The 19,385-nt window shown below is 71.2% G+C and carries 14 protein-coding genes and 1 tRNA gene; 4 read left to right on the top strand and 11 right to left on the bottom strand.

All coding sequences use genetic code 11. The features are described from left to right. Nucleotides 1-254 precede the first annotated feature (254 nt). The 3 genes from ACULK2_RS02025 to ACULK2_RS02015 form a co-directional block, all read right to left on the bottom strand. Nucleotides 255-1,208 carry an endonuclease domain-containing protein gene (locus ACULK2_RS02025; protein WP_445970058.1) on the bottom strand — a complete coding sequence of 318 codons (954 nt, stop codon included), beginning with the start codon at nucleotides 1,206-1,208 and terminating at the stop codon, nucleotides 255-257. Between the two features lie 365 nt (nucleotides 1,209-1,573). Then, complete coding sequence (locus ACULK2_RS02020; protein ID WP_445970059.1) at nucleotides 1,574-2,830, bottom strand: M23 family metallopeptidase; 1,257 nt, start codon at nucleotides 2,828-2,830, stop codon at nucleotides 1,574-1,576. A 1,562-nt stretch (nucleotides 2,831-4,392) separates the two neighbouring features. Beyond that, nucleotides 4,393-5,226, bottom strand: a complete 834-nt coding sequence (locus tag ACULK2_RS02015; protein WP_445970060.1) for an inositol monophosphatase family protein — start codon at nucleotides 5,224-5,226, stop codon at nucleotides 4,393-4,395. A gap of 102 nt (nucleotides 5,227-5,328) precedes the next feature. On the opposite strand from ACULK2_RS02015, the gene ACULK2_RS02010 reads away from it, so the two are divergent. Further along, the gene (locus ACULK2_RS02010) at nucleotides 5,329-6,063 is read left to right on the top strand and encodes a FadR/GntR family transcriptional regulator (RefSeq protein WP_445970061.1); all 735 of its coding nucleotides are present in this window, start codon (nucleotides 5,329-5,331) and stop codon (nucleotides 6,061-6,063) included. A 78-nt stretch (nucleotides 6,064-6,141) separates the two neighbouring features. Here the strand turns inward: ACULK2_RS02010 and ACULK2_RS02005 are convergent, their stop codons facing one another. The 4 genes from ACULK2_RS02005 to ACULK2_RS01990 form a co-directional block, all read right to left on the bottom strand. Further along, on the bottom strand, nucleotides 6,142-7,443 hold the full coding sequence (locus ACULK2_RS02005) for an L-fuconate dehydratase (RefSeq protein ID WP_445970062.1): 1,302 nt from the start codon (nucleotides 7,441-7,443) through the stop codon (nucleotides 6,142-6,144). A 242-nt stretch (nucleotides 7,444-7,685) separates the two neighbouring features. Beyond that, nucleotides 7,686-7,770: transfer RNA gene (locus tag ACULK2_RS02000), tRNA-Tyr, on the bottom strand. Between the two features lie 98 nt (nucleotides 7,771-7,868). Beyond that, nucleotides 7,869-8,549, bottom strand: coding sequence for a PH domain-containing protein (locus ACULK2_RS01995; protein ID WP_445970063.1), 681 nt, complete (start codon nucleotides 8,547-8,549; stop codon nucleotides 7,869-7,871). 10 nt (nucleotides 8,550-8,559) lie between these two features. Further along, nucleotides 8,560-8,724 carry a hypothetical protein gene (locus tag ACULK2_RS01990; protein ID WP_230386917.1) on the bottom strand — a complete coding sequence of 55 codons (165 nt, stop codon included), beginning with the start codon at nucleotides 8,722-8,724 and terminating at the stop codon, nucleotides 8,560-8,562. Nucleotides 8,725-8,901: 177 nt separating this feature from the next. On the opposite strand from ACULK2_RS01990, the gene ACULK2_RS01985 reads away from it, so the two are divergent. Beyond that, entirely contained in the window at nucleotides 8,902-9,921 is a 1,020-nt protein-coding gene (locus ACULK2_RS01985) for a LacI family DNA-binding transcriptional regulator (protein ID WP_445970064.1), read from the top strand. A gap of 158 nt (nucleotides 9,922-10,079) precedes the next feature. On the opposite strand, the gene ACULK2_RS01980 is transcribed toward ACULK2_RS01985, so the two are convergent. Together ACULK2_RS01980 and ACULK2_RS01975 are read right to left on the bottom strand one after the other, a co-directional pair. Continuing rightward, complete coding sequence (locus ACULK2_RS01980; protein ID WP_445970065.1) at nucleotides 10,080-11,063, bottom strand: hypothetical protein; 984 nt, start codon at nucleotides 11,061-11,063, stop codon at nucleotides 10,080-10,082. 230 nt (nucleotides 11,064-11,293) lie between these two features. Further along, nucleotides 11,294-12,598: an FAD-dependent oxidoreductase gene (locus tag ACULK2_RS01975; protein WP_445970066.1), complete on the bottom strand. Its 1,305-nt coding sequence runs from the start codon at nucleotides 12,596-12,598 to the stop codon at nucleotides 11,294-11,296. Nucleotides 12,599-12,779: 181 nt separating this feature from the next. Here ACULK2_RS01975 and ACULK2_RS01970 point away from each other — a divergent pair, with 181 nt between their 5' ends. Next, nucleotides 12,780-13,268, top strand: coding sequence for a YajQ family cyclic di-GMP-binding protein (locus ACULK2_RS01970; protein WP_445970067.1), 489 nt, complete (start codon nucleotides 12,780-12,782; stop codon nucleotides 13,266-13,268). Nucleotides 13,269-13,453: 185 nt separating this feature from the next. Here the strand turns inward: ACULK2_RS01970 and ACULK2_RS01965 are convergent, their stop codons facing one another. After that, complete coding sequence (locus ACULK2_RS01965; protein ID WP_445970068.1) at nucleotides 13,454-17,089, bottom strand: cell wall-binding repeat-containing protein; 3,636 nt, start codon at nucleotides 17,087-17,089, stop codon at nucleotides 13,454-13,456. Between the two features lie 344 nt (nucleotides 17,090-17,433). Further along, complete coding sequence (locus ACULK2_RS01960; protein WP_445970069.1) at nucleotides 17,434-18,525, bottom strand: alpha/beta hydrolase; 1,092 nt, start codon at nucleotides 18,523-18,525, stop codon at nucleotides 17,434-17,436. Nucleotides 18,526-18,647: 122 nt separating this feature from the next. Between ACULK2_RS01960 and ACULK2_RS01955 the strand changes: the two genes are divergently transcribed. Next, nucleotides 18,648-19,385 (top strand): methyltransferase family protein, encoded by a 738-nt coding sequence (locus ACULK2_RS01955; protein ID WP_445970070.1) that lies wholly within the window; start codon nucleotides 18,648-18,650, stop codon nucleotides 19,383-19,385.

Raw genomic sequence — 19,385 nt, 5'->3', positions numbered from 1 at the left:
AGCGGGTGCCCACGCGGCATCCGCTCACCTCGTGCGCTGTCCGCCCCGCGGGACCTCCGCCCTCGTTCGCAGGATGAGACGCCCGATACCCGCCCTGAGGCCGGCATGACCCACCTGGTCCTGCGAACTCGCTCCGCCCCGATCGACGCGGCGAACGCCCGACCCACCCGTCGACAGGCGTCTGCAGGATGAGACGCCCGATGCACGCCCTGGGGCCGGCATGACCCACCTCGTCCTGCGAACTCGCCCCAGGATCAGACGTCCATGTGCCGCCGAGCCAGGGAGACCTTCACGTCTCGATCGTGACGGGCCGCTCGCGCACCCCACCGGTGCTCGCCGCGCGCGATCAGCGCGAGCAGCCCCTCGCTCACGGCATCCCACTCGTGCATCACCATCGAGTAGCTCAGCCGGAACACGAGGTATCCACGCATCGTGAGCTCGAAATCGCGTCGCCGGTCGCGCTCGAACTCGGGACCGGTGTGGAATCCCTCGCCGTCGATCTCGACCACGAGCCGATCTCCGACGAGCACGTCGACGCGGCCGACCCCTGCGATCTGCACCTGCGTTCGGTGCGGTACCCGTCGGCCGCGAAGCAGGAGGCGCACGATCGTCTCGGTTCCCGACTGGCACCCGGCATCGGCCTGGTCGGCGAGCCGGCGACGACTCGGTCCGAGCATCTCCCGGAGAGCCTCGAGTTCCAGGGTCGTGAGCCTGCCCAGCGAGAGGGCGGAGTCGACGGCGATCTGCGCGTCGAGCAGCGGCGCGCACGCCGACATCTCGGCGAGCGCGAGCACCACGCTGTCGCGCGCGGACGGCCGACCATTCACCGTCCGGTAGTGGACGCAGACGCCGTGCTTCGACCGATCGAGCGGGACACGCCCGGTGTCCGACGCATCAGGCGACCACAACCGCCCCGCAGTGCTCGGAACCCGGACATGCAGCAGGCGGTCGGGCCGGACCCAGAGTCCTTCGAGCCGGGCGACGGATGCCGCGGTGACGCTGCCGCCGACGCGCACGGCGCGGACGACGTCACCGGGCGCGTCCGGAACGGCGAACCATCGCTCCCTCACCTGGACCACCGTCCCGTCGAGGACTGCCGCCCTGACCGCGCGGCGCGGGACCTCGAGTTCGTCGAGCGCACGGTACGGCAACGCTCCGCCGTTCGCTCGGATCACCTCGGCGGGAGCGTCAGGCGTGGGCTCGGGCACGCCCGAAGTCTGTCCGATCGGCATACGTGAGCGTCGCAACTGTGCACAGGCACGCGCGGTCGAGGCGTGAGCGGCGGCGGCGAGCTCGGGAGCGGCGACGACGGCGACGACGGCGACGGCGACGGCGGCGAGTTCACAGGACGAGCTGGATCATGTCTCTCACACGAACCACACCGCGCGTCTCGTCCTGCGAATTCCCGGCACGTCCGGATCACCCCACCTCAGCGAGTTGGTGACGCCGGACCATTCGCACGACCAGGCATGTCGCACACGGTGCGCCGGCGCCCTTCGCCCGCCTCATCCTGCCCACCCTCGTCCCCGCACGCCCCAACTCAGCGGACCGGCAGTCGCAGTCGGATGCCGCGTCAGTTCGTGTTGGCGTAGAGCCACTCGAGCGGGTCGACCCAGTACCCGTCGATGCCGCCGATGCGGATCTCGAAGTGCAGGTGCGGCCCGGTCGACATGCCCGTGTTGCCGGTCGTGCCGACGACGTCGCCGACCTCGACCGTGTCGCCCACCTCGAAGCGGCGCGAGCCGTACTCCATGTGCGCGTAGACGCTCGTGATCACCTCGCCGTCGATGACGTGGTCGATCATCATGACGACGCCGAGCGAGCCGCCCGAGTCGGTCGACCCGGAGACGACGCCGTCGGCGATCGACTGGATCTGCGCACCGAGTCCGGGGTTGAAGTCCTGTCCGTGGTGGTTGACCGAGCAGCCGTAGCAGTTGCGGTAGCCGAACCGGTCGCCGATGTGCACGCCGACCGCGAACGGCCACTGCACGGTGCCGAGCGGGTTGTTCGTGAAGGTCGGCGCCGAGCGGATGCCCGCCGCCTGCGCGTACTCCTCGATGGTCTGCGCCTGGTAGTCCTCGCGATCGATGCCCGCGGCGAGCGTGCCACCGGAGATGTCGACGCGCTGGCCGTCGAGCGTCGCGGTTCCTGCGTTCTGCGAGAGCGCCATCGCCTGCACCTCCTCCGGCGTGAGCAGCGAGAGGGACGGCACGGATGTGGCGACCGCGAGCATCGCGACGAAGCCCATGGCCACGACGCTCGCGAGGCGCGTCGTCACGGTGCGGCGGAGCGAGCGCCGCGGGGCGGGCTTCGACGAGAACGGTCCGGCCTCGGGCCGACCGTCGGGTCGTTGCGGTGCACGGCGGTCGGCCGGCGTGCGCCGTCCGACGGGCGTGCGGTGAGCGGATGCCGCGGCCGCGCGCTGCCCGGCCCCCTCGCCGCCCATCGGGACCGCGCGCGATTCCGCTCGAGCCTCGACGGCGGCGTCGATCTCGCGCGCTTCGCGCGACGCGAGCCCGAACAGGTCGCTGACGTCGTTCGCCGTGTTGACGGCGGGGTCGGATGCCGCGGCACGGCGTCCGTCGGAGGGAAGCGCGTCGAGCCGCAGCTCGCCGCGGCGGAGCTCGGCCGGCCGCTCACCCGGGCGCACCCCCCGCTGGTCGGAGACCTGACGCGCGGCGAGGCGCGGGTCGCGGACGTCGTGGGCGGGTGCGCCGTCGTTCGACGGGAGCGGACGACGCTCGGGGCGCGGGCCGGCGCCGGAAGCGGGAGCGGATCCGCCGCGAGCACCGGGCGCCGGCGTCGAGCGCTGGTCGAGCGGATGACGCAAGGAGCCGGCCTGCGGCAGACGGTCCGGCGCCCGGCCGGCGTGCGTCCGAGCATCGGTTTCGGGGGCCAGCTGCCGTCTCGGATCCATCTGGTCCGGGTGCGCGTGCCGCTCCTGAGCCGCCGGGCGGTCCTGGGGCGCGTGCCTCTCCTGGGGCGCGTGCCGCTCCGGAGCCGCCGAGCGCTCCTGGGGGGCGTGGCGCTCCTGGGGGGCGTGGCGCTCCTGGGGCCAGTGCCGCTCCTGAGGCCCCGGGCGCCCCTGGGGCGCGTGCCGCTCCTGAGCCGCCGGGCGCCCCTGGGCCGCCGGACGTTCCTGGATCGGGGGTCGCTGCGCTCGGGCCCCGGGGTGAGGCTGTCCTCCGCGCTGCGGATCGGCCGGCGGACGCACGTCGCCGGGCCGGGGCGGCCGCATCGCGTGATCATCCGGCCGGCGCGCCGGTTCCGCGGGCCGGACGGGACCGGCGCGGTCGACCGCCGGCGCCCCCGGACGTCGCTGCGGCGACCACCCGGGCGTCGGCGCGGAGGGCTCGGCGCGGGTCGGCCGGCCCGCGGGTGCGTGCGCTGACGGCTCGGACCCAACCGGCGCCGGCGCCGGCGAGCCCGCCGGACGTGCGGCTCCGCCAGCAGGAGCGGGCGAAGCAGGCCGAGCAGGCGGAGCGGCCGGAGCCTGGGAAGCGGCGCCGGCACGCCGAGCTCCCGGTGCGGCAGCAGTGGACGGTGAGGCCGGCGACGCGGTGCGTGCAGCCGGAGCACCCGCCGACGCGGTGCGTGCCGCCGGAGCACCCGCCGACGCGGTGCGTGCCGCCGGAGCACCCGCGGCCGGAGCACCCGCCGCCGGAGCAGCCGCCGCAGCACCCGCCGACGCAGCACCCGCGGCAGTCGGGCGACCGGCGCGAGCGCCGGCTCCCGGCACGTCGACCGGTCCGGCGGCAGCGCGTCGGCCCGTCCGGGGCTCGGAACTCACGGGCGCCGACGGCGCGGCGGGCGCGGGCGCGGGCGCGGGGAGAGGGTCGCGCCGCAGGCGGCGCGACTCCGTCGGCGGAGCGGGTGCCGTCGTCGAGCGCACCGCGCCGGTCGGTGCGTGGGCCGGTGCGGCATCGACCGCCGCTTCGCGGCGATCACGCGGACGCAGCGGCCCCGTGGCATCCGCCCGTCGTCTCGGTGCCGAGTCGGGACCGGCGGCCGATGCGGCCGACCCTGCCGCACCCTGGCGCGAGGGCAGCAGCGACTCGAACGACATCCCGCCGGAGACACCGACGGCCGAGTCGCCGACCCGTCGGTCGGCCGGCTCGGCCGGTGAGGAGGAAGCGGAGCGATCGCGGAGTTCGCGGCGCGTCGGCGTGCGTTCGGACCGCAAGCGGTCTCCGGTGCCTGGCGCTGAATGGTCGGGCACGAGGGGGAACTCGGGCACGTTGGGGGCTTTCGCTCGTTCGGGGGGCTGACGGGGGGCTCGTGACGACTCGAGCAGGGCCGAGATCACGGATCGGTAAAGCGTAACCGGTCGAGGGTCGGATCGCCACGCCGATGCGGTATACGGAGAAAGTCGTCCGGATGTCGCGCCGCTTCCTACGCGCTCGCCTCCTCGAGCAGCTCCGCCAGCTCGCCGAACAGCGACGGCGGTGCCGCGACCAGCATCCGGTCGCTCTCCGGCGCGCCCGCGAGTCCGCCGACGCGGCCGCCCGCCTCGCGCACGATGAGCGCGCCCGCGGCGTGGTCCCACGGGTTCAGCCCGACCTCGTAGAAGGCGTCCAGGCGGCCCGCGGCGACCGCGCCGAGGTCGAGCGCGGCCGACCCGATGCGACGGATGTCGCGGATGCGCGGCAGCACCTCGACGAGCACCTTCGCCTGCTCGGCGCGACGATCGGCCGCGTACCCGAAGCCGGTCGCGACGAGCGCACGCGAGAGCGAGACATCCTCGTTCACCCGCAGTTCGCGCTCGCCGAAGCCGTCGACCAGGCGGGCGCCGCCGCCCGCGTGCGCCTCGAACACCTCGCCCGTCACCGGGTTCACGACCACGCCGGCGAGCGCGTGCCAGTGCCCCGGGTCGGGCGGCCCGTCGACGACCGCGACGCTCACCGACCACGACGGGATGTCGTAGAGCAGGTTGACCGTGCCGTCGATCGGATCGACGACCCAGTTCAGGCCGCTCGAGCCGACGTGCGTGTCGTCCTCCTCGCCGAAGATGCCGTCGTCGGGCCGCGCGTCGAGGATCATCGCGCGGATGCGCTCCTCGGTGTCGCGGTCGACTGCCGTCACGACGTCGGTCGGCGTCGACTTCGTCGCGGCGACGCTGATGCCCCTCCGGCGTTCCTCGAGCGCGGCCTCGGCGGCCGCGAGCGCGATCCGGCGGGCGATGGCGAGCAGGTCGACGGATGCCGCGTGCGCGGCGTTCTGGGTCATGCACCCACGCTACTGCGGCGCCTCCGGTTGCAGGCGTCCGGGCGATGGCGGGCGCGGCGCGAAAGATCCGATGAACGGTCACCGGGCTCCTAGGATGGCGCCATGTCCGACTCCCACGGGACCGCCCGCTCGCAGACCGACGTCGTCATCCAGGGCATCAAGGACATGCTCACGCGCGGCGACCTGCAGCCCGGATCGCGCCTGCCGATCGAGAAGGACCTCGCCGCGCTCCTCGGCGTGTCGCGCGGGTCGCTCCGCGAGGGGGTGCGCGCACTCGCGACGCTCGGCGTCCTCGAGACCCGACAGGGCGACGGCACCTACGTCACCGCGCTCGACCCCGCGGCCCTCCTCAGCCCGCTGGGATTCCTCGCCGACCTGCAGCAGCCGGCCCACGCCGCCGACCTGCTCGCCGTCCGCCGGGTGCTCGAGGCCGAGAGCGTGTCGCTCGCGGCGACGCGCATCACCGATGACCAGCTCGACGCACTCGAGGCCATCCTCACCCGCATCGACCGCACGCTCGAGGACGAGGACGAGGTCGACCTCGAGGAGTTCATCAACACCGACACCGAGTTCCACCGGGCGATCGCCGCGGCGAGCGGAAACCCGCCGCTCGCGGCGCTGGTCGACGCGCTCGTGGGCCGCACCTTCCGAGCACGCCTCTGGCGCGCGATCAGTCACCGCGGCAGCCTCCGCGAGACGCAGCGCGAGCACCGCGCCATCCTCGACGAGCTCGTCCGCCGCGACCCCGGGCGCGCGAGCATCCGGATGTCGACGCACCTGCTCGGCGTCGAGGAGTTCAGTGCGGCGCACGCCGACGAGGACCCCGAGGCCGGCTGAGTCCCGCCGGCGCACCGCGCCCGGACACCCGGCCGGCGCGTGCCCGCCGGCGCCCGCCGCCGGCGCACCCCACTCGGTCTAGCGCTGCACCCAGTACTCGCCGGCCGGGAAGGTGAAGCGGTCGACCGACGCCTCGTGCATCTCGGCGCTGTACCCCGGCTGCGACGGCAACGTGTAGTGGCCGTGCTCGACGACACACGGATCGACGAAGTGCTCGTGCAGGTGGTCGACGAACTCGGTGACGCGGTCCTCGAGCGTGCCGGACACGCACACGTAGTCGAAGATCGACAGGTGCTGCACGAGCTCGCAGAGCCCGACGCCGCCGGCATGCGGGCACACCGGCACGCCGAACTTCTGCGCCATGAGGTAGACGGAGAGGATCTCGTTGATGCTCGCGAGGCGCGCGGAGTCGAGCTGGCAGTAGTCGATCGCGCCGGCCTGGAACATCTGCTTGAAGAGGACCCGATTCATGCCGTGCTCGCCGGTGGCGACGCCGATCGGGGCGATCGCGCGCCGCACCGCGGCGTGCCCGAGCACGTCGTCCGGGCTCGTCGGCTCCTCGATCCACATCGGCTCGAACTCGGCGAGCCGGCCGACCCATTCGATCGCCTCGGGCACGTCCCACACCTGGTTGGCGTCGATCATGAGGTTCGCGTCCCAGCCGATGACCTCGCGGGCGATGCGCAGGCGGCGGATGTCGTCGTCGACGTCGGCCCCGACCTTGAGCTTGACGTGCCGGTACCCCTCGTCGACGGCCTCCTGCAGCAGTCGGCGCAGCTTCTCGTCCGAGTAGCCCAGCCATCCGGCGCTCGTCGTGTAGCACGGGTACCCGCCGCGCGACTCGAGGTCCGCGATGCGGGCGGCCCGCGTCGGCGACTTCTCGGCGAGGATCGCGATCGCCTCCTCGCGAGTGAGCGCGTCGGAGAGGTACCGGAGGTCGGCGGCGTCGACGAGCTGCTCCGGGGTCATCTCGGCGAGCAACCGCCACAGCGGCAAGCCCGCGATGCGCGCGGCGAGGTCCCACATCGCGTTCATGACGGCCGCCAACGCGAGGTGGACGACGCCCTTCTCCGGGCCGAGCCATCGCAGCTGCGAGTCGGACGACAGCTCGCGGTAGACCCCGCCGAGGTCGGCCACGGACTCCTCGACCGAACGTCCGACGAGCGGGAGCCCGCGCTGGCGTGCGGCCTCGACGCAGAGGTCGTTGCCTCGGCCGATCGTGAAGGTGAAGCCGTGGCCGCGCACGTCGGGGTCGTCGGTGTGGATGACCACGTAGGCGGCCGAGTAGTCGCCGTCCTTGTTCATGGCGTCCGAGCCGTCCATGCTGAGCGAGGTCGGGAACCGGACGTCGTGCGCGGTCACGGCGGTGATCCTGGTCATGACGTCAACCTACCGGAAACATCCGACCAATTGAGCACAGCCGGAACTTCGAGGGTCTCTCAAGGGCCGATGAGTGCGGATTGGTCTGCTCTCTCGGCGAGAAGCCGCCCGCGCTGCCGCGTGGCGCTCGCGAACGCGGCGTCGCCGCGGCGGAACCGCCACCAGCCGCCATCGTCGACGACGCCGCCCCGCGGCATCCGCCCGGAAACGGAAGAAGCCCCGGTGAACCGGGGCTTCCACGATGGTGGCGAGTGAGGGATTCGAACCCCCGAAGTCGTAGACAGCTGATTTACAGTCAGATCCCTTTGGCCGCTTGGGTAACTCGCCGAACGCCCGACCACGTTGTTCACATGACCGGGGGCCACACAAGGATACCCGCGGTCGGCCGATGCGAGAAATCGAGGCGGACGGCGCTGCCGCGCACCTCAGAGACGCTGGATCGGCACCGTGTCGTTCGGCCCGAGCCCGTCGGATCGGTCGCTGCTCCCGGAGCCGTCGCGCGGGGACGAACCGGTCACGGACCCGGTCGACGACGCGACCTGCGCACCGCCGCCACCGCCGCCGCCCATCGGCGCCCCGGTCGCCCGGTTCAACGGCCCGCGCAGGCCTGCCCGCGCGATGACCCGCTGGATGGTCAGGTCGCGCTCGTTGGGCGCGCCCACGTAGCGGATCTCGTTCAGCCCCTGGTTCTGGGCGGCCGACTCGAACACGAAGTGGCCGAAGCCGAAGATGCGGCCGAGGACGGGCCGGTGCACCGAGATGTCGAGGATTCGCGCGAGCGGCATGGTCGCGATGTTCTGCGTCAGGATGCCGTGCACCCGGAACACGCGCATGTTCGTGATCACGAACCGGTCCATCTGCGCCTGCAGGATGCGCCAGAGGCACCAGCAGGCGAGCCCGATGGCGAGGACGGCGGGCAGCCACCACGCCTGAGGCGGCACGACGAACATCATCAGCAGCAGGGGCACGGATGCCACGAGCCCGAGCACCGGCTTGACGATCGCCGCCCAGTGCTTCGCCACCTCGTCCACCACGACCTCACCCTCGTCGGCGATGAGGAACCGCTCGACGTGGGGGTCGAAGATGCTGCGGGCGTCGGTGCTCACGGCTGCTCCGTCAGGATGCGAGCGAGGTGAAGAACCGGCCGACCGCCTCGGCGGCGCCCCAGACGGCGGCGAATGCGCCTTGCACGGCGTTCGCGGCATCCTCAGGCCTGGTGATCGTGTAGAACAGGGCGAACCCGACGACGAGCCCGATGGCGATGCGCTTGACCCACTTCACGGCGGTGATCCCTTCGAGTAGAGGTGGGTGTGGGCAAGCCAGGCCCCCCGAAGGCCCGCCCCGGACCCGCACCTTTCTACCGCACTGCGGCATGCGCGCGCACGCGCCACTCCGCACGGCGATAGGATCGGCTGTCCCGTTTCCGCGCCCAGGCGGACGGCGTCAGGCGAGGAATCCATGGTCGGCATCGATGAGGTGGCCAAGCTCGCGGGGGTCTCCACCGCGACGGTCTCGCGCGCCCTGAGCGGCCGCGGCCACGTCTCCCCGGCGTCGAAGGCCAAGGTCGTGGATGCGGCGGCGCAGCTCGGCTACGTCGTCTCGTCGAACGCGTCGAGCCTGGCCTCCGGCCGCACGCGCAACGTCGGCGTCGTGATCCCGTTCCTCAACCGGTGGTACTTCTCCTCGGTGCTGGAGGGCGCGCAGCAGGCGCTGCTGCGGCACGGGTACGACGTGACGCTCTACAACCTGTCGGGCGACGGGCGCGAGCGGTCGAGCGTGTTCGAGCACTTCCTGCTGCGGCAGCGGGTCGACGCCGTCGTGGCGGTCTCGCTCGAGCTCACCGAACACGAGGTGCAGCGCCTGCACGAACTGCGCAAGCCGCTCGTCGGCGTCGGCGGCCCGATCCCGGGCGTCCGCACGCTCACGATCGACGACGCCGCGGTCGCGCGGCTCGCGACCGAGCACCTCATCGCACTCGGTCACCGGCGCATCGCCCACATCGGCGGCGACCTCGAGTTCGACCTCGACTTCCACCTGCCCACGAACCGGCGCCTCGGCTACGAGGCGGCGCTGCGCGACGCCGGCGTCGAACCCGACCCGCGCATCTTCGCGCCCGCCGACTTCACGATCCAGGGCGGGTACCACGCCGCGAAGCAGCTGCTCGGCGTGCCGCACGACCGGCCGACCGCGATCTTCGCGGCGTCCGACGAGATGGCGATCGGCTCGATCCTCGCCGCGCGCGACCTCGGCATGGTCGTGCCGCGCGACGTGTCGATCATCGGCATCGACGACTACGACCTGTCCGACTTCTTCGGCCTCTCGACCGTCGCGCAGTTCCCCCGCGGCCAGGGCGAGCAGGCGGTCGAGATCCTGATGGAACAGCTCGAGCCCGGCCCGGATGCCGCGCCTCCCGCCGCGACCCCGCTCCCCTTCGAGCTCCGCGTGCGCTCCTCCACGGCGGTCCCGCCGGAGCGCTGACGCGCCCGCGCACGCCCCGCCGCGCCCCGCGCCCCGCGCCCCGCGCCCGCGCCGCGCCCCGTGCCCCGCCCGCGCCGCGCGCGTGGAGTGCGATTTCTGCGATGGAACGCGAATCGGATCGACCGCGAACGAAGAAACCGTACTCGGACGGTCCCGGCTCAGCGCGGAACGATGAGGTGGACCGGTTCTCGGACGACGGGAAGGCCGGCGGCGACCAGCCGGTCGTGGATCGGACGGCGTCGCTGCATCTCCGCCCAGTCCCACCGAACGAAGCCCGCGACCTGACGGCGGACGGCATCCTCCCGCGCCTTCTCGGCGAGCACGACGTCGACCGCCGAACCTCCGAGCGCATACTTGCCCCGCCCGTCGGCCTCTCCGGCGATTCGATGGTCCGGCCACCAGAAGTCGAGCATCGCATCTCGCGACAGCTCGGGAAGATGCATCCGGTGCTGCAGCACGGGCTCGGGGAAGCCGAACTCCTCGATGACCAGCCGGCTCATCGTCTCGAGCGGGCTGTCCGCGCGAGTCGTCGCGCGTGCCAGCACCGCCTCGACCCGCCGGCTGCCGCGGTACGGGAGAAGCCGCTCGTGCTCGGCGCGCAGGGCGGCGATCGTCGTCGGCGCAGCCGCTGAATCTCCCGTGCGCGGTATACGGAGGGCGGCGTCCGTCGCGACGAGCGCGGCCGCGAGCGTGGCGTGCCGGCAGAGCTGGATGAGGCTGTGCTCGATGCTCGTGGTCAGGAAGCCGTCGGTGGTCACCACGGGGATGTCCGGGTGGATGCGGGCGACCCGGACGAGGTCTCCACGACGGCTCCCATGCCCGTCCTGTGAGAGAACGTGCACGTGCCGCGGCCAGGCACCGAAGACGGGGAGCCCGGCGATCGCGATCGCCGCGTACGAGGTGAACACCGGCGAGGCGAGGGAGGCGCCGACCGCCCGGACGAGGTCGCGGTACCGAGCGGCGTCGCGCTCGGAGGGCGAACCCGCCGTCCGAGGTGCCGGCGGAGGACGGTAGACACCGACCCGAACGCGTTCGAGCGTCCCCGCCCGTGCAGCGGCGTAGAGCCCTGCCTCCCGTCCGGATGCGCGCGCATCGCGCGCCAGAACGAACCCGTGCTCGGTGATGGGGAACGCGTCGGTCATCCGCCGATCATCGCGGTCGGCCCAGCGGATGCCGCGGGCTCGCTCTCGATCGGCGGAGCCCCGGTGCCCCGTCGCCCGTGTGCAGGGCGAGTCGCGCCGCGTTCCGCCGAGCCGCCGTTCCGCCGCGTCGGAGTGCGATTCCTGCGTCGGAGGTCAGTGCGCATCGCTCTCCCACGCAGAAATCGCACTCGGTGACCCGACGCGGTGGTGCTGGGTGCTGGTCGGTGCCGTCAGGCGCCGCGGAGGTCGGCGAGGACCGCGCGCGCGACGCGGTCGCCCGACACGAGCGCGCCCTGGATCGACGCCGTGTCGCGGTGGTCGCCCGCGACGTACACGCCGTCGCTGAGGCGCGCCGGTGTGGTCGCCCGCAGCGGCGGCGGCTGCGCCGGAAGCGCGGCGGGCAGGTCGTCCCGTCGCAGCAACGGCCAGGCGGATGCCTCGGCGCCCCAGATCTCCGAGAGGTGGCGCCGCACGTCGCGCTCGGCCGGCGCAGCCGCGGGGTCGCTGCGGGCGGCGGTGGGAAGCAGGCAGGTCGCCTCAACGAGATGCCGCCCCCGCGGGGCGTACGAGGGTGCGGCGTTCGTCATCACGACGGTGTTGACGACGGGCCCGCGGCGGCGGCCGTCGACCGTGATCATGGCGGAGGTCGTCGGCGCGGCATCCGGAGCGAACCACCATGTCTGCAGCCCCTTCGTGACGGGCCGGGGAACGTCGAGCAGGTCGGCCACGACGTCGGGCCCGACCGCGACCACGACCGCGCCGGCCCGGAGCGTGTCGGCGCCGGCGACATCGACCTCGAAGCTCGCGCCCGCGCCGCCGGCACCGATGTCCCCACCGGCGCGCATCCTCCTCACGCGCGAGCCGAGCCGGATCTCCGCACCTGCGGCGGTGGCCGCGGTCGCCAGCTGCACGGGCAGCGCGGCGATCCCACGCTCGGGCACGCCCGGTGAGCCGAGCGCGAACATCCGCACGAGCAGCCGCGTGAAGCTGTCGGAGGTGCTGCCGTCGTCGGAAGCGAGCACGCCGGCGAGGAACGGTTCCATCACCTCGGTGCGGAGCGGCCCGCGGAACCTCACGCGGTCCCAACCCTCGCGCAGCGCACGGTCGGGCCCGGCGATGACCCGGCGCGGCCGCATCACGACGGGCAGCGCCCACCGCGCGAGCCCGACGACACCGCGCGGGGTCACGAGGCCGCTCGTGAGCGTCGACGGGATCCGGGTCGGATGCCGCCGCGGGTCGGCGAGCGCGACCGTGCGCCCCTCGCGCCGCACGCGCACTCCCGCGGGGAAGCGCTGCAGCCCGAGCTCCGCGACATCCACCCATCGTCGGACCGCCGGGTAGGCGGGATTCAGGACCTGGAAGCCCCGGTCGAGCAGGAACCCGTCGACCTCGTCGGTGCGCTGGCGCCCGCCCACCCGGTCGTCGGCCTCGAGCACGACCACGTGGCGTCCGGCCTCGGCAAGGCGCGTCGCGCAGCGGAGCCCGGCGAGCCCCGCACCCACGACGACCACGTCGGCGTCGAGATCACGTGGCATCCGGGCCTCCTCGCGGGTCGGTTCCATGATGCCCCGCGCACTCGCTGCGCACCGCCGCCGACCGAGTGCGATTTCTGCGATCGAGTGCGGTGTGAACGGGCCTCCACCGCAGAAATCGGACTCGGTTCGAGCGGGCGGCCACCCCGTGGCATCCGCTCGGCCCCTCGCTAGACTGGCGCGCATGGCTGATTCGACGTTCGACATCGTGAGCAAGGTCGACAAGATGGAGGCGGAGAACGCCGTCAACCAGGCCCGCAAGGAGGTCGAGCAGCGCTACGACTTCAAGGGCGTGGGGGCGTCGGTCGAGTGGTCGGGCGAGAAGATCCTGCTGAAGGCCTCGACCGACGAGCGCGTCAAGGCGGTGCTCGATGTGGTGCAGTCGAAGTTCATCAAGCGCGGCATCTCGCTGAAGTCGCTCGACTCGGGCGAGCCCTACCCGTCGGGCAAGGAGTTCCGCATCGAGATCGGCCTGAAGAACGGCATCGACCAGGAGCACGCGAAGAAGATCAGCAAGCTCATCCGCGACGAGGCGCCGAAGTCGGTGAAGTCGCAGATCCAGGGCGACGAGCTCCGCGTCTCGTCGAAGAGCCGCGACGACCTGCAGGAGACCATCCGCCTGCTGAAGGCCGCCGACCTCGACGTCGACCTCCAGTTCGTCAACTTCCGCTGACGCGCGCTTCCCGGTTCGAGAGCGAGCGGATGCCGCGCCGCGGCGTCTTCACGCGCTGGCGACGAGCGGCGTGATCGCGTCCCGTTCGATCTGATGCGCCGCTCGAGGTGGAGGTCGATGTCGATGTCGAACCGATCCTGAAGCGTCAGCCCGAACCGTTCGCTCGCGCCGAACGCGCGTCACGACTAGGGCACCGAGACGTTCGGAACGACGTACTCGCCGTAGAAGTACCCGTCCGGATCCTCCCATCGGATGACGGAGTACCCGGTGCCGGTCCACGTCAGTCTCATCCCCGTCGAGGGGTCGCCCGTCAAGGTCGCTGTCGCCTCACTCGTCGCCGTGTCGATCCAGGGTGTGAGCACTTCCCCGCGCCAGGTCCGGAAGACCGGCAGCGTGACCGACTCGCCGACCCGGGCACTGTCCCGACCGATCTTCTGCTCGCCGGCTGAGACCTGGGTGATGGTCGGGTTCTCCGCAAACATCGAGAGGTCGGTGATGCGGTTGAAGAACGCCTCGACGTAGCGGAGCTTCGGCAGATCTGCGATCGGGCTGAGGTCGGAGATCCGGTTCGCGTTGATCTCAAGATGCTCGAGCTCAGGCTTGTCCGAGAGGGCGGCGATGCTGCCGATCTGGTTGCCCGAGAGACGCAGTCTCACGAGGGAAGCGGCATTCGCCAGTGGCTCGATCGACGTGATCCGGTTCCGATCGGCCTGCAGGTAGGACAACTGCGTCATGTTCTGCAGCCCCTCGAGGCTCGTCAGGTCGTCGTCATGGATGTCGAGATACGACACCTGTGTCAACGTCGAGAGCGGAGCCAGACTCGTCAGCAACGGATTCTCGCGGAGTCCGAGTGTCCTGAGTTCGGTCATGCCCGCGAGCGGACTCACGTCGCTGAGGTTGGGACTTTCGGAGACATGGAGCTGGTACATCGACGTCATATCGGCGAGCGGCGTCAGGTCCGCTACCTCGGTGTCGATGAGGTCGAGCCACTGCACCGCCGTCAGCTCGGAGATCGGTGTGAGATCGCGGACGGGAGACGAGTGGATCTCGAGTGTCGTCAACCCCACGAGGTTTCGCAGCGGACCGAGGTCACTCACCTCCGAACCGATGAGTTGGAAATAGTAGAGGCCGGTGAGGCCTGCGATCGGGTCGAGTTCGCTCCCACCGAAGTCCGAGAGGACCAGTGAACCGAGTCTCGTCGCCCACTCCAGTCCCGTCAGACTGACGAGGCCAAGGCAATCGAGGGCCTCGAGTAGCTCCAGGTCGGTACTCCGCAGGGGCTCGCTCGCCGACGGCTCGGTGAAGTCCGGATAGAGCCACGGCCAGTGCTCTTGGGCCCATGCCATCGACGAGAACTCCGCGCGAATGCAGGTCTCTAGATTCGAGTCCTCGAAGACGACCGGTTCGCCCTGCTCTCCCGCCTCACGGATGGTGAGAGTGAGATCCCGCATTGCGCGTTGGCCGGCACCGTCCGTGGCGGAGACGGTGAAGGTCGATGCGCCCGCATCCGTCGGCACACCGTGGATCTCGCCCGCGGCGCTGAGACTCAACCCACTGGGGAGCGAACCGGCGACCGTGCTCCACGCGACCGGAGGCTGCTCCCCATCACTCACGAGATGCGCCGAATAGTCGGCACCTACCTCGCCGGATGGAAGGGTCGTCGTGACGATCGTGAGCGGATTCGCGCCGTGACCGGTTCCGGTCCACCCGTCGAGCGTCTCGCATGCCCCCGTCCAGTCGACGATTTGGAGTTCGGCGAACCTGGCCTGTTCCCACGTGTCTGTGAGCTTGATCCCGGCGATCTCGATGCCGGCGACGACGCCGATCTTCGACTCGAGCCCGACGTCGACGGTGCATTCCGGCGGGTCGGTTGCGGAGAACTTCGCGCTTCCCTCGATGTACGGTCCGACGCCTCCGGTGATCCCGACGATGCCGTAGAGCTTGATCGTCTCGACAGGGCCGATCGAGATCTTCGCCCTCAGGGCGACGCTGGCATCGACGGCGAACGGCTCGTATGACGCGGTCGGGTCCGCGATCAGGTGGAAGTTGCCGTTCGTGTAGTCGAAGCCCGTCGCGATGCCGGCCGAAACGGTCGACGAGACCGAGGCGGTTCCATCGGCGCCCACCGTGACCTTCAGCTCGAGCGCGGACTCGTCGGTGATGACCAGAGGAACCGGCCCGATCTGGACATGCCACACGCGCTTCGCGGACGCGATCTTCTTCGTCAGTTCGCCTTCCACCCCGCCGCCGAACTCGGCGACCGCCTCCATCGTCGCCGTCGGCGTGACGACGATGCGTGCTCGGTTCAGCCCGGTGATGCCGATGTCGATGACCGCCTCGGCCGAGGCTGAGACTTCGACTTCACCTGACACCTTGATGGTTCCCTCGCCCTTCAAGGTGTCCGACCCGAGAGCCCTGGAGAACTCGGACTCGACCCCGAACCGGAACGTGCCCAGCGGGATTGCGGCTCCGGTCTCGGAACTGGATGAAGCGTCGCTCATGTCGGCCGAGGCGGAGTACCGACTCAGCGGAGCGGCGACCTCACCAGGGGCCGCCGCGCCGCCTTCCAGAACCGCAGCATCGCTCGAGCCGGTGGCAGCCGCCGAGACGAGATCTCCAGTCGCGGTGAGCGGCCCATTCGTGTTCGCGATCGCGTCCGTGAGCGTCGCCTGCTCGGTGTGCACTTCGTATCCGGACGGCGTGATCTGGACGTCGACCACCTTGCGGAGCATCCCCTCGGGTGTCTCGGGTCCCACGCCCGCGGCGATGACGCCTCCCTCGCTCAACGTCGCCCCGAGCCGACTCGAGTTGGAGAGCAGAAGCTCGCCTGACTCTGGGTCGAAGCCGTCGATCTCGGCCAGTGCCTCCTCGTCCAGCGTCTTCACCCCGGGTTCGACGACGACACCCTGGTTCTGTTCGATCGGCACCGCTGCCGCAGCCTGTTCGAGCAACGAATCGCAGATGGCGCTCGTTCCGCCGAGCGCCACGACGGTCGACGGCCGAAGGGTCGCGAGCGCATCGGTGACCGCCTGCGGCAACGAGCATGACCGGGTGAGGAGAACTGGCCCGCCCGTCAGCGAACCGGCTGCGACAGCGTCGGCGAAGACGTCGCTCCGAGCGAGGTAGACCACCGGGGCGACCCCCGCGAACTGGAATTGGCCGATCGCCGCGGCCGTGGCGTGGCGATCGATCCCAGCGAGTCGATTCACGGGCACCTCGCCCGCGATCGCGGAGAGCAGCCCTTCCGAGAGCGTGCTCGTGCCACCCAACCCGGTGACTGCTTTCACCGTCGGATGCGCTGCGACCCACTCGGCAGCCTTCGACACGGACGACCCGCCACGAGGGGACACGGTCAGGATCGGACCGCCCGTCAGTACACCTCCCGCAACGGCATCCGGAGCAGCGTCGGAACCCGAGGCGATGTAGACGACAGGTGCTGGGGCCTGCTCCAGCCGCTCGTTCGCGATCGCTCGTGCCGTCGCGTAGCGATCCTCCCCGGCGAGTCGCTCCACCGGACGATCGCCGGCGACGTCGGAGAGCATCGTGCTGCACACGGCGCCGGTCCCTCCCAGGGCAACCACTCGTGCGGGGTCGAGGCGAGCCACCTCATCGACGACGGACCGTGGGGCCCGGCCGCACGACGGAACCAGGAGGATCGGACCATCGGCGAGGGTCCCTGCCGCCAGCGCGTCCGCGAGAACATCCCCGCGCGCGAGGTAGACCGTGCCCTCCCCCGCTGGGAACGGGTCGGGGAACTCGACGCTCGCGACGGCCACCGAGGTTGAATACCGGTCGGCTCCTGCGATGCGTTCGACCTTCACGACTGCACCGGTCTCGGCTACCGCCGAGCCCGCGCCTGTCGCCGTCCCGGGACCCGTCGTCGCGAGCGCAGGGCTGGCAGCGACGGCCGACAACAGGCTCCCGATGACCGCCACGACTGCTGTGACACCAACGAACCGAGCACCCCGCATGAGACACACTCGCACTTCTGGCCGGGCCCCCAGCCGGACTGAACGGAATCAGATGTGCGAGCCAGCGCGGGTCGCGGTGTCACAGTATCGGGGCGCGACGATGCGATTCAAGCGATGGCCGGAAAGCGCGCTCCCCCATTTCGGGGACCAAGTCCTGGTGCCTCAGAGCCCCACACATCCCGAAGCCGCGGTCGTCACCCGCGCACCCCGTACCCCTCCAACCACCGCATGACCGCCGCATACGCCGCCGCCCGCGCCGGCTCCCGCGACAGGAACACGTCGTGCAGCGCCCCGTCGATGCGCGCGACCGTGACGTTCGGCCCGAGCTTCAGCGACTGGCGCGCGATCTCATCGACGACGAGCACGATGTCCGACGCGAGCATCGCGTCGTCCCACGTCGCCTGCAGCACCGACCGCGCCGACAGCAGGGCCAGCACGGGCGCCCCCACGTCGATGCCGGCGGCGACGGTCGCGTGCCCCGCGAGGATCGCGGTGAGCCACGCCGGATGCGTGCGGAACCCGCGGTCGGGCCGCCAGGCGTGGTCGTACTCCCACTCGCCGTCGAGCTCCTTCGCGACCGATCGCGTGTAGAACCCGAGGTCGACGTTCGGCAGCGGCCCCATCGGGTCTAGGCGCGCGCGGAAGCCGATGACCGGCTGGATCGCCTGCCGCCCGATCCCGCTCAGCTGGAACTCCAGCCAGGGGCTGTTCAGCACGAGCGCCGCCGCCCGCCCGGGGTTGCGCGCCGCCCACAGGCTGAGCGTCAGCCCGCCGGTCGAGTGCCCGACCAGGATCAACGGCCGAGCGGATGCCTCCGGCCCACCCTCGCGCGCGATGGCGCCGAGCGCCGCCTCGAGGTCCTCGTCGTACACGGCCAGGTCGGTCATGTACCCGGGCGTCTGCCACTCCCGGAGGCTCCGCCCGTACTTCCGCAGGTCGAGCGCGTAGAACCGCGCCCCCGCATCGCTCCAGAACCGCGCGAGCTCGGGATTGAAGAAGTAGTCGCTCCACCCGTGCACGTAGAGCACGTCGCATCCGGATGCCGCGGGCGGCGGTTGCGGCTTGGCGTCGCGTTCCCACGGCCAGCGCCACCGGCGCGTGACGGATGCCAAGTGCCCGCCGCTCTCGCCTGCCGTACGCCGCACGAGCGTCGCGACGACCTCGCCCTCGTCGTCAGGCTCGAGCGGCAGGGTGAGCCGTTCGAACTCGGGTCCGAGGACGTCGGGCGTCCAGCCCTCTTCAGCGGCGGGCAGTCCTCGGGTCCCCTCGGTTGTCGCCGGGTCCATGCGGCCAAGCCTAGGCGTCGAGGGTCCGCCGAGCAGCGGCCGCTGAGCACGCAATCACCTACCCGGCATCGGGGTCAGGAGAGCCCCCTTTCGGGCCATCGATTGCGGGCGACCGTCCGGATATGATCGAGCCCACGTCGCCGAAGCTCACCGATACGCTTCCGGCGCGTTCGAGCGATGCACGGAGGAGTCGGGTCATGCGGCTACGTGAGCAACTGAGGACGGTCGACGTCGAGCGCCTGATCCTCGTCCCCATCATGGTGTTCCTGCTGTTTGTGACGTCCTTCACGCTCTTCGTCGGCGGTCGGAACGACGGCGCATCCGGGATCGTGGACTACCTCCATCTCGCCTACCTGATCCTGTTGACCGCGTTCTACCTCGTCGCAGTGTTGTTGCTGATCATCAGGACACCCGCCAAGGCTCGTCGCAGGGGAATCGCGCCGACCGCGGCCGCATACGCCGGCACGTTCCTTCCTTTCCTGTTCGCGTTTCTCGGAGGGTCCGACGTTCCGCCGGGCATCGAACTGTTCGCGGTGGTGCTGATGGCCCTGGGAATGACGTTCAGCGTCTACTCGCTCGTCACCCTCGGCCGGAGCTTCGGCGTGGAGGCGAAGGTACGGAACCTCGTCCAGCACGGCCCGTACCGGTTCATCCGGAATCCGCTCTACGTCGGGGAGATGATCACTCTTACGGGCGCGGTCTGCTTCTCACCGAGCTGGGCGAAGCTCGGGATCCTCATCCTGGTCGGCGCCATTCAGGTGTACCGCGCGATCCAGGAGGAGCGCCTTCTCGAAGAGCACATTCCCGAGTACGCGGCGTACAAGCTGCGGACGAAGCGCTTCGTCCCCGGTCTCTTCTGA

Source organism: Agromyces molybdatiresistens (assembly GCF_052748445.2).
The sequence above is the reverse complement of the archived record's forward strand: the minus strand, read 5'-3'. Positions and strand labels throughout refer to the sequence as shown.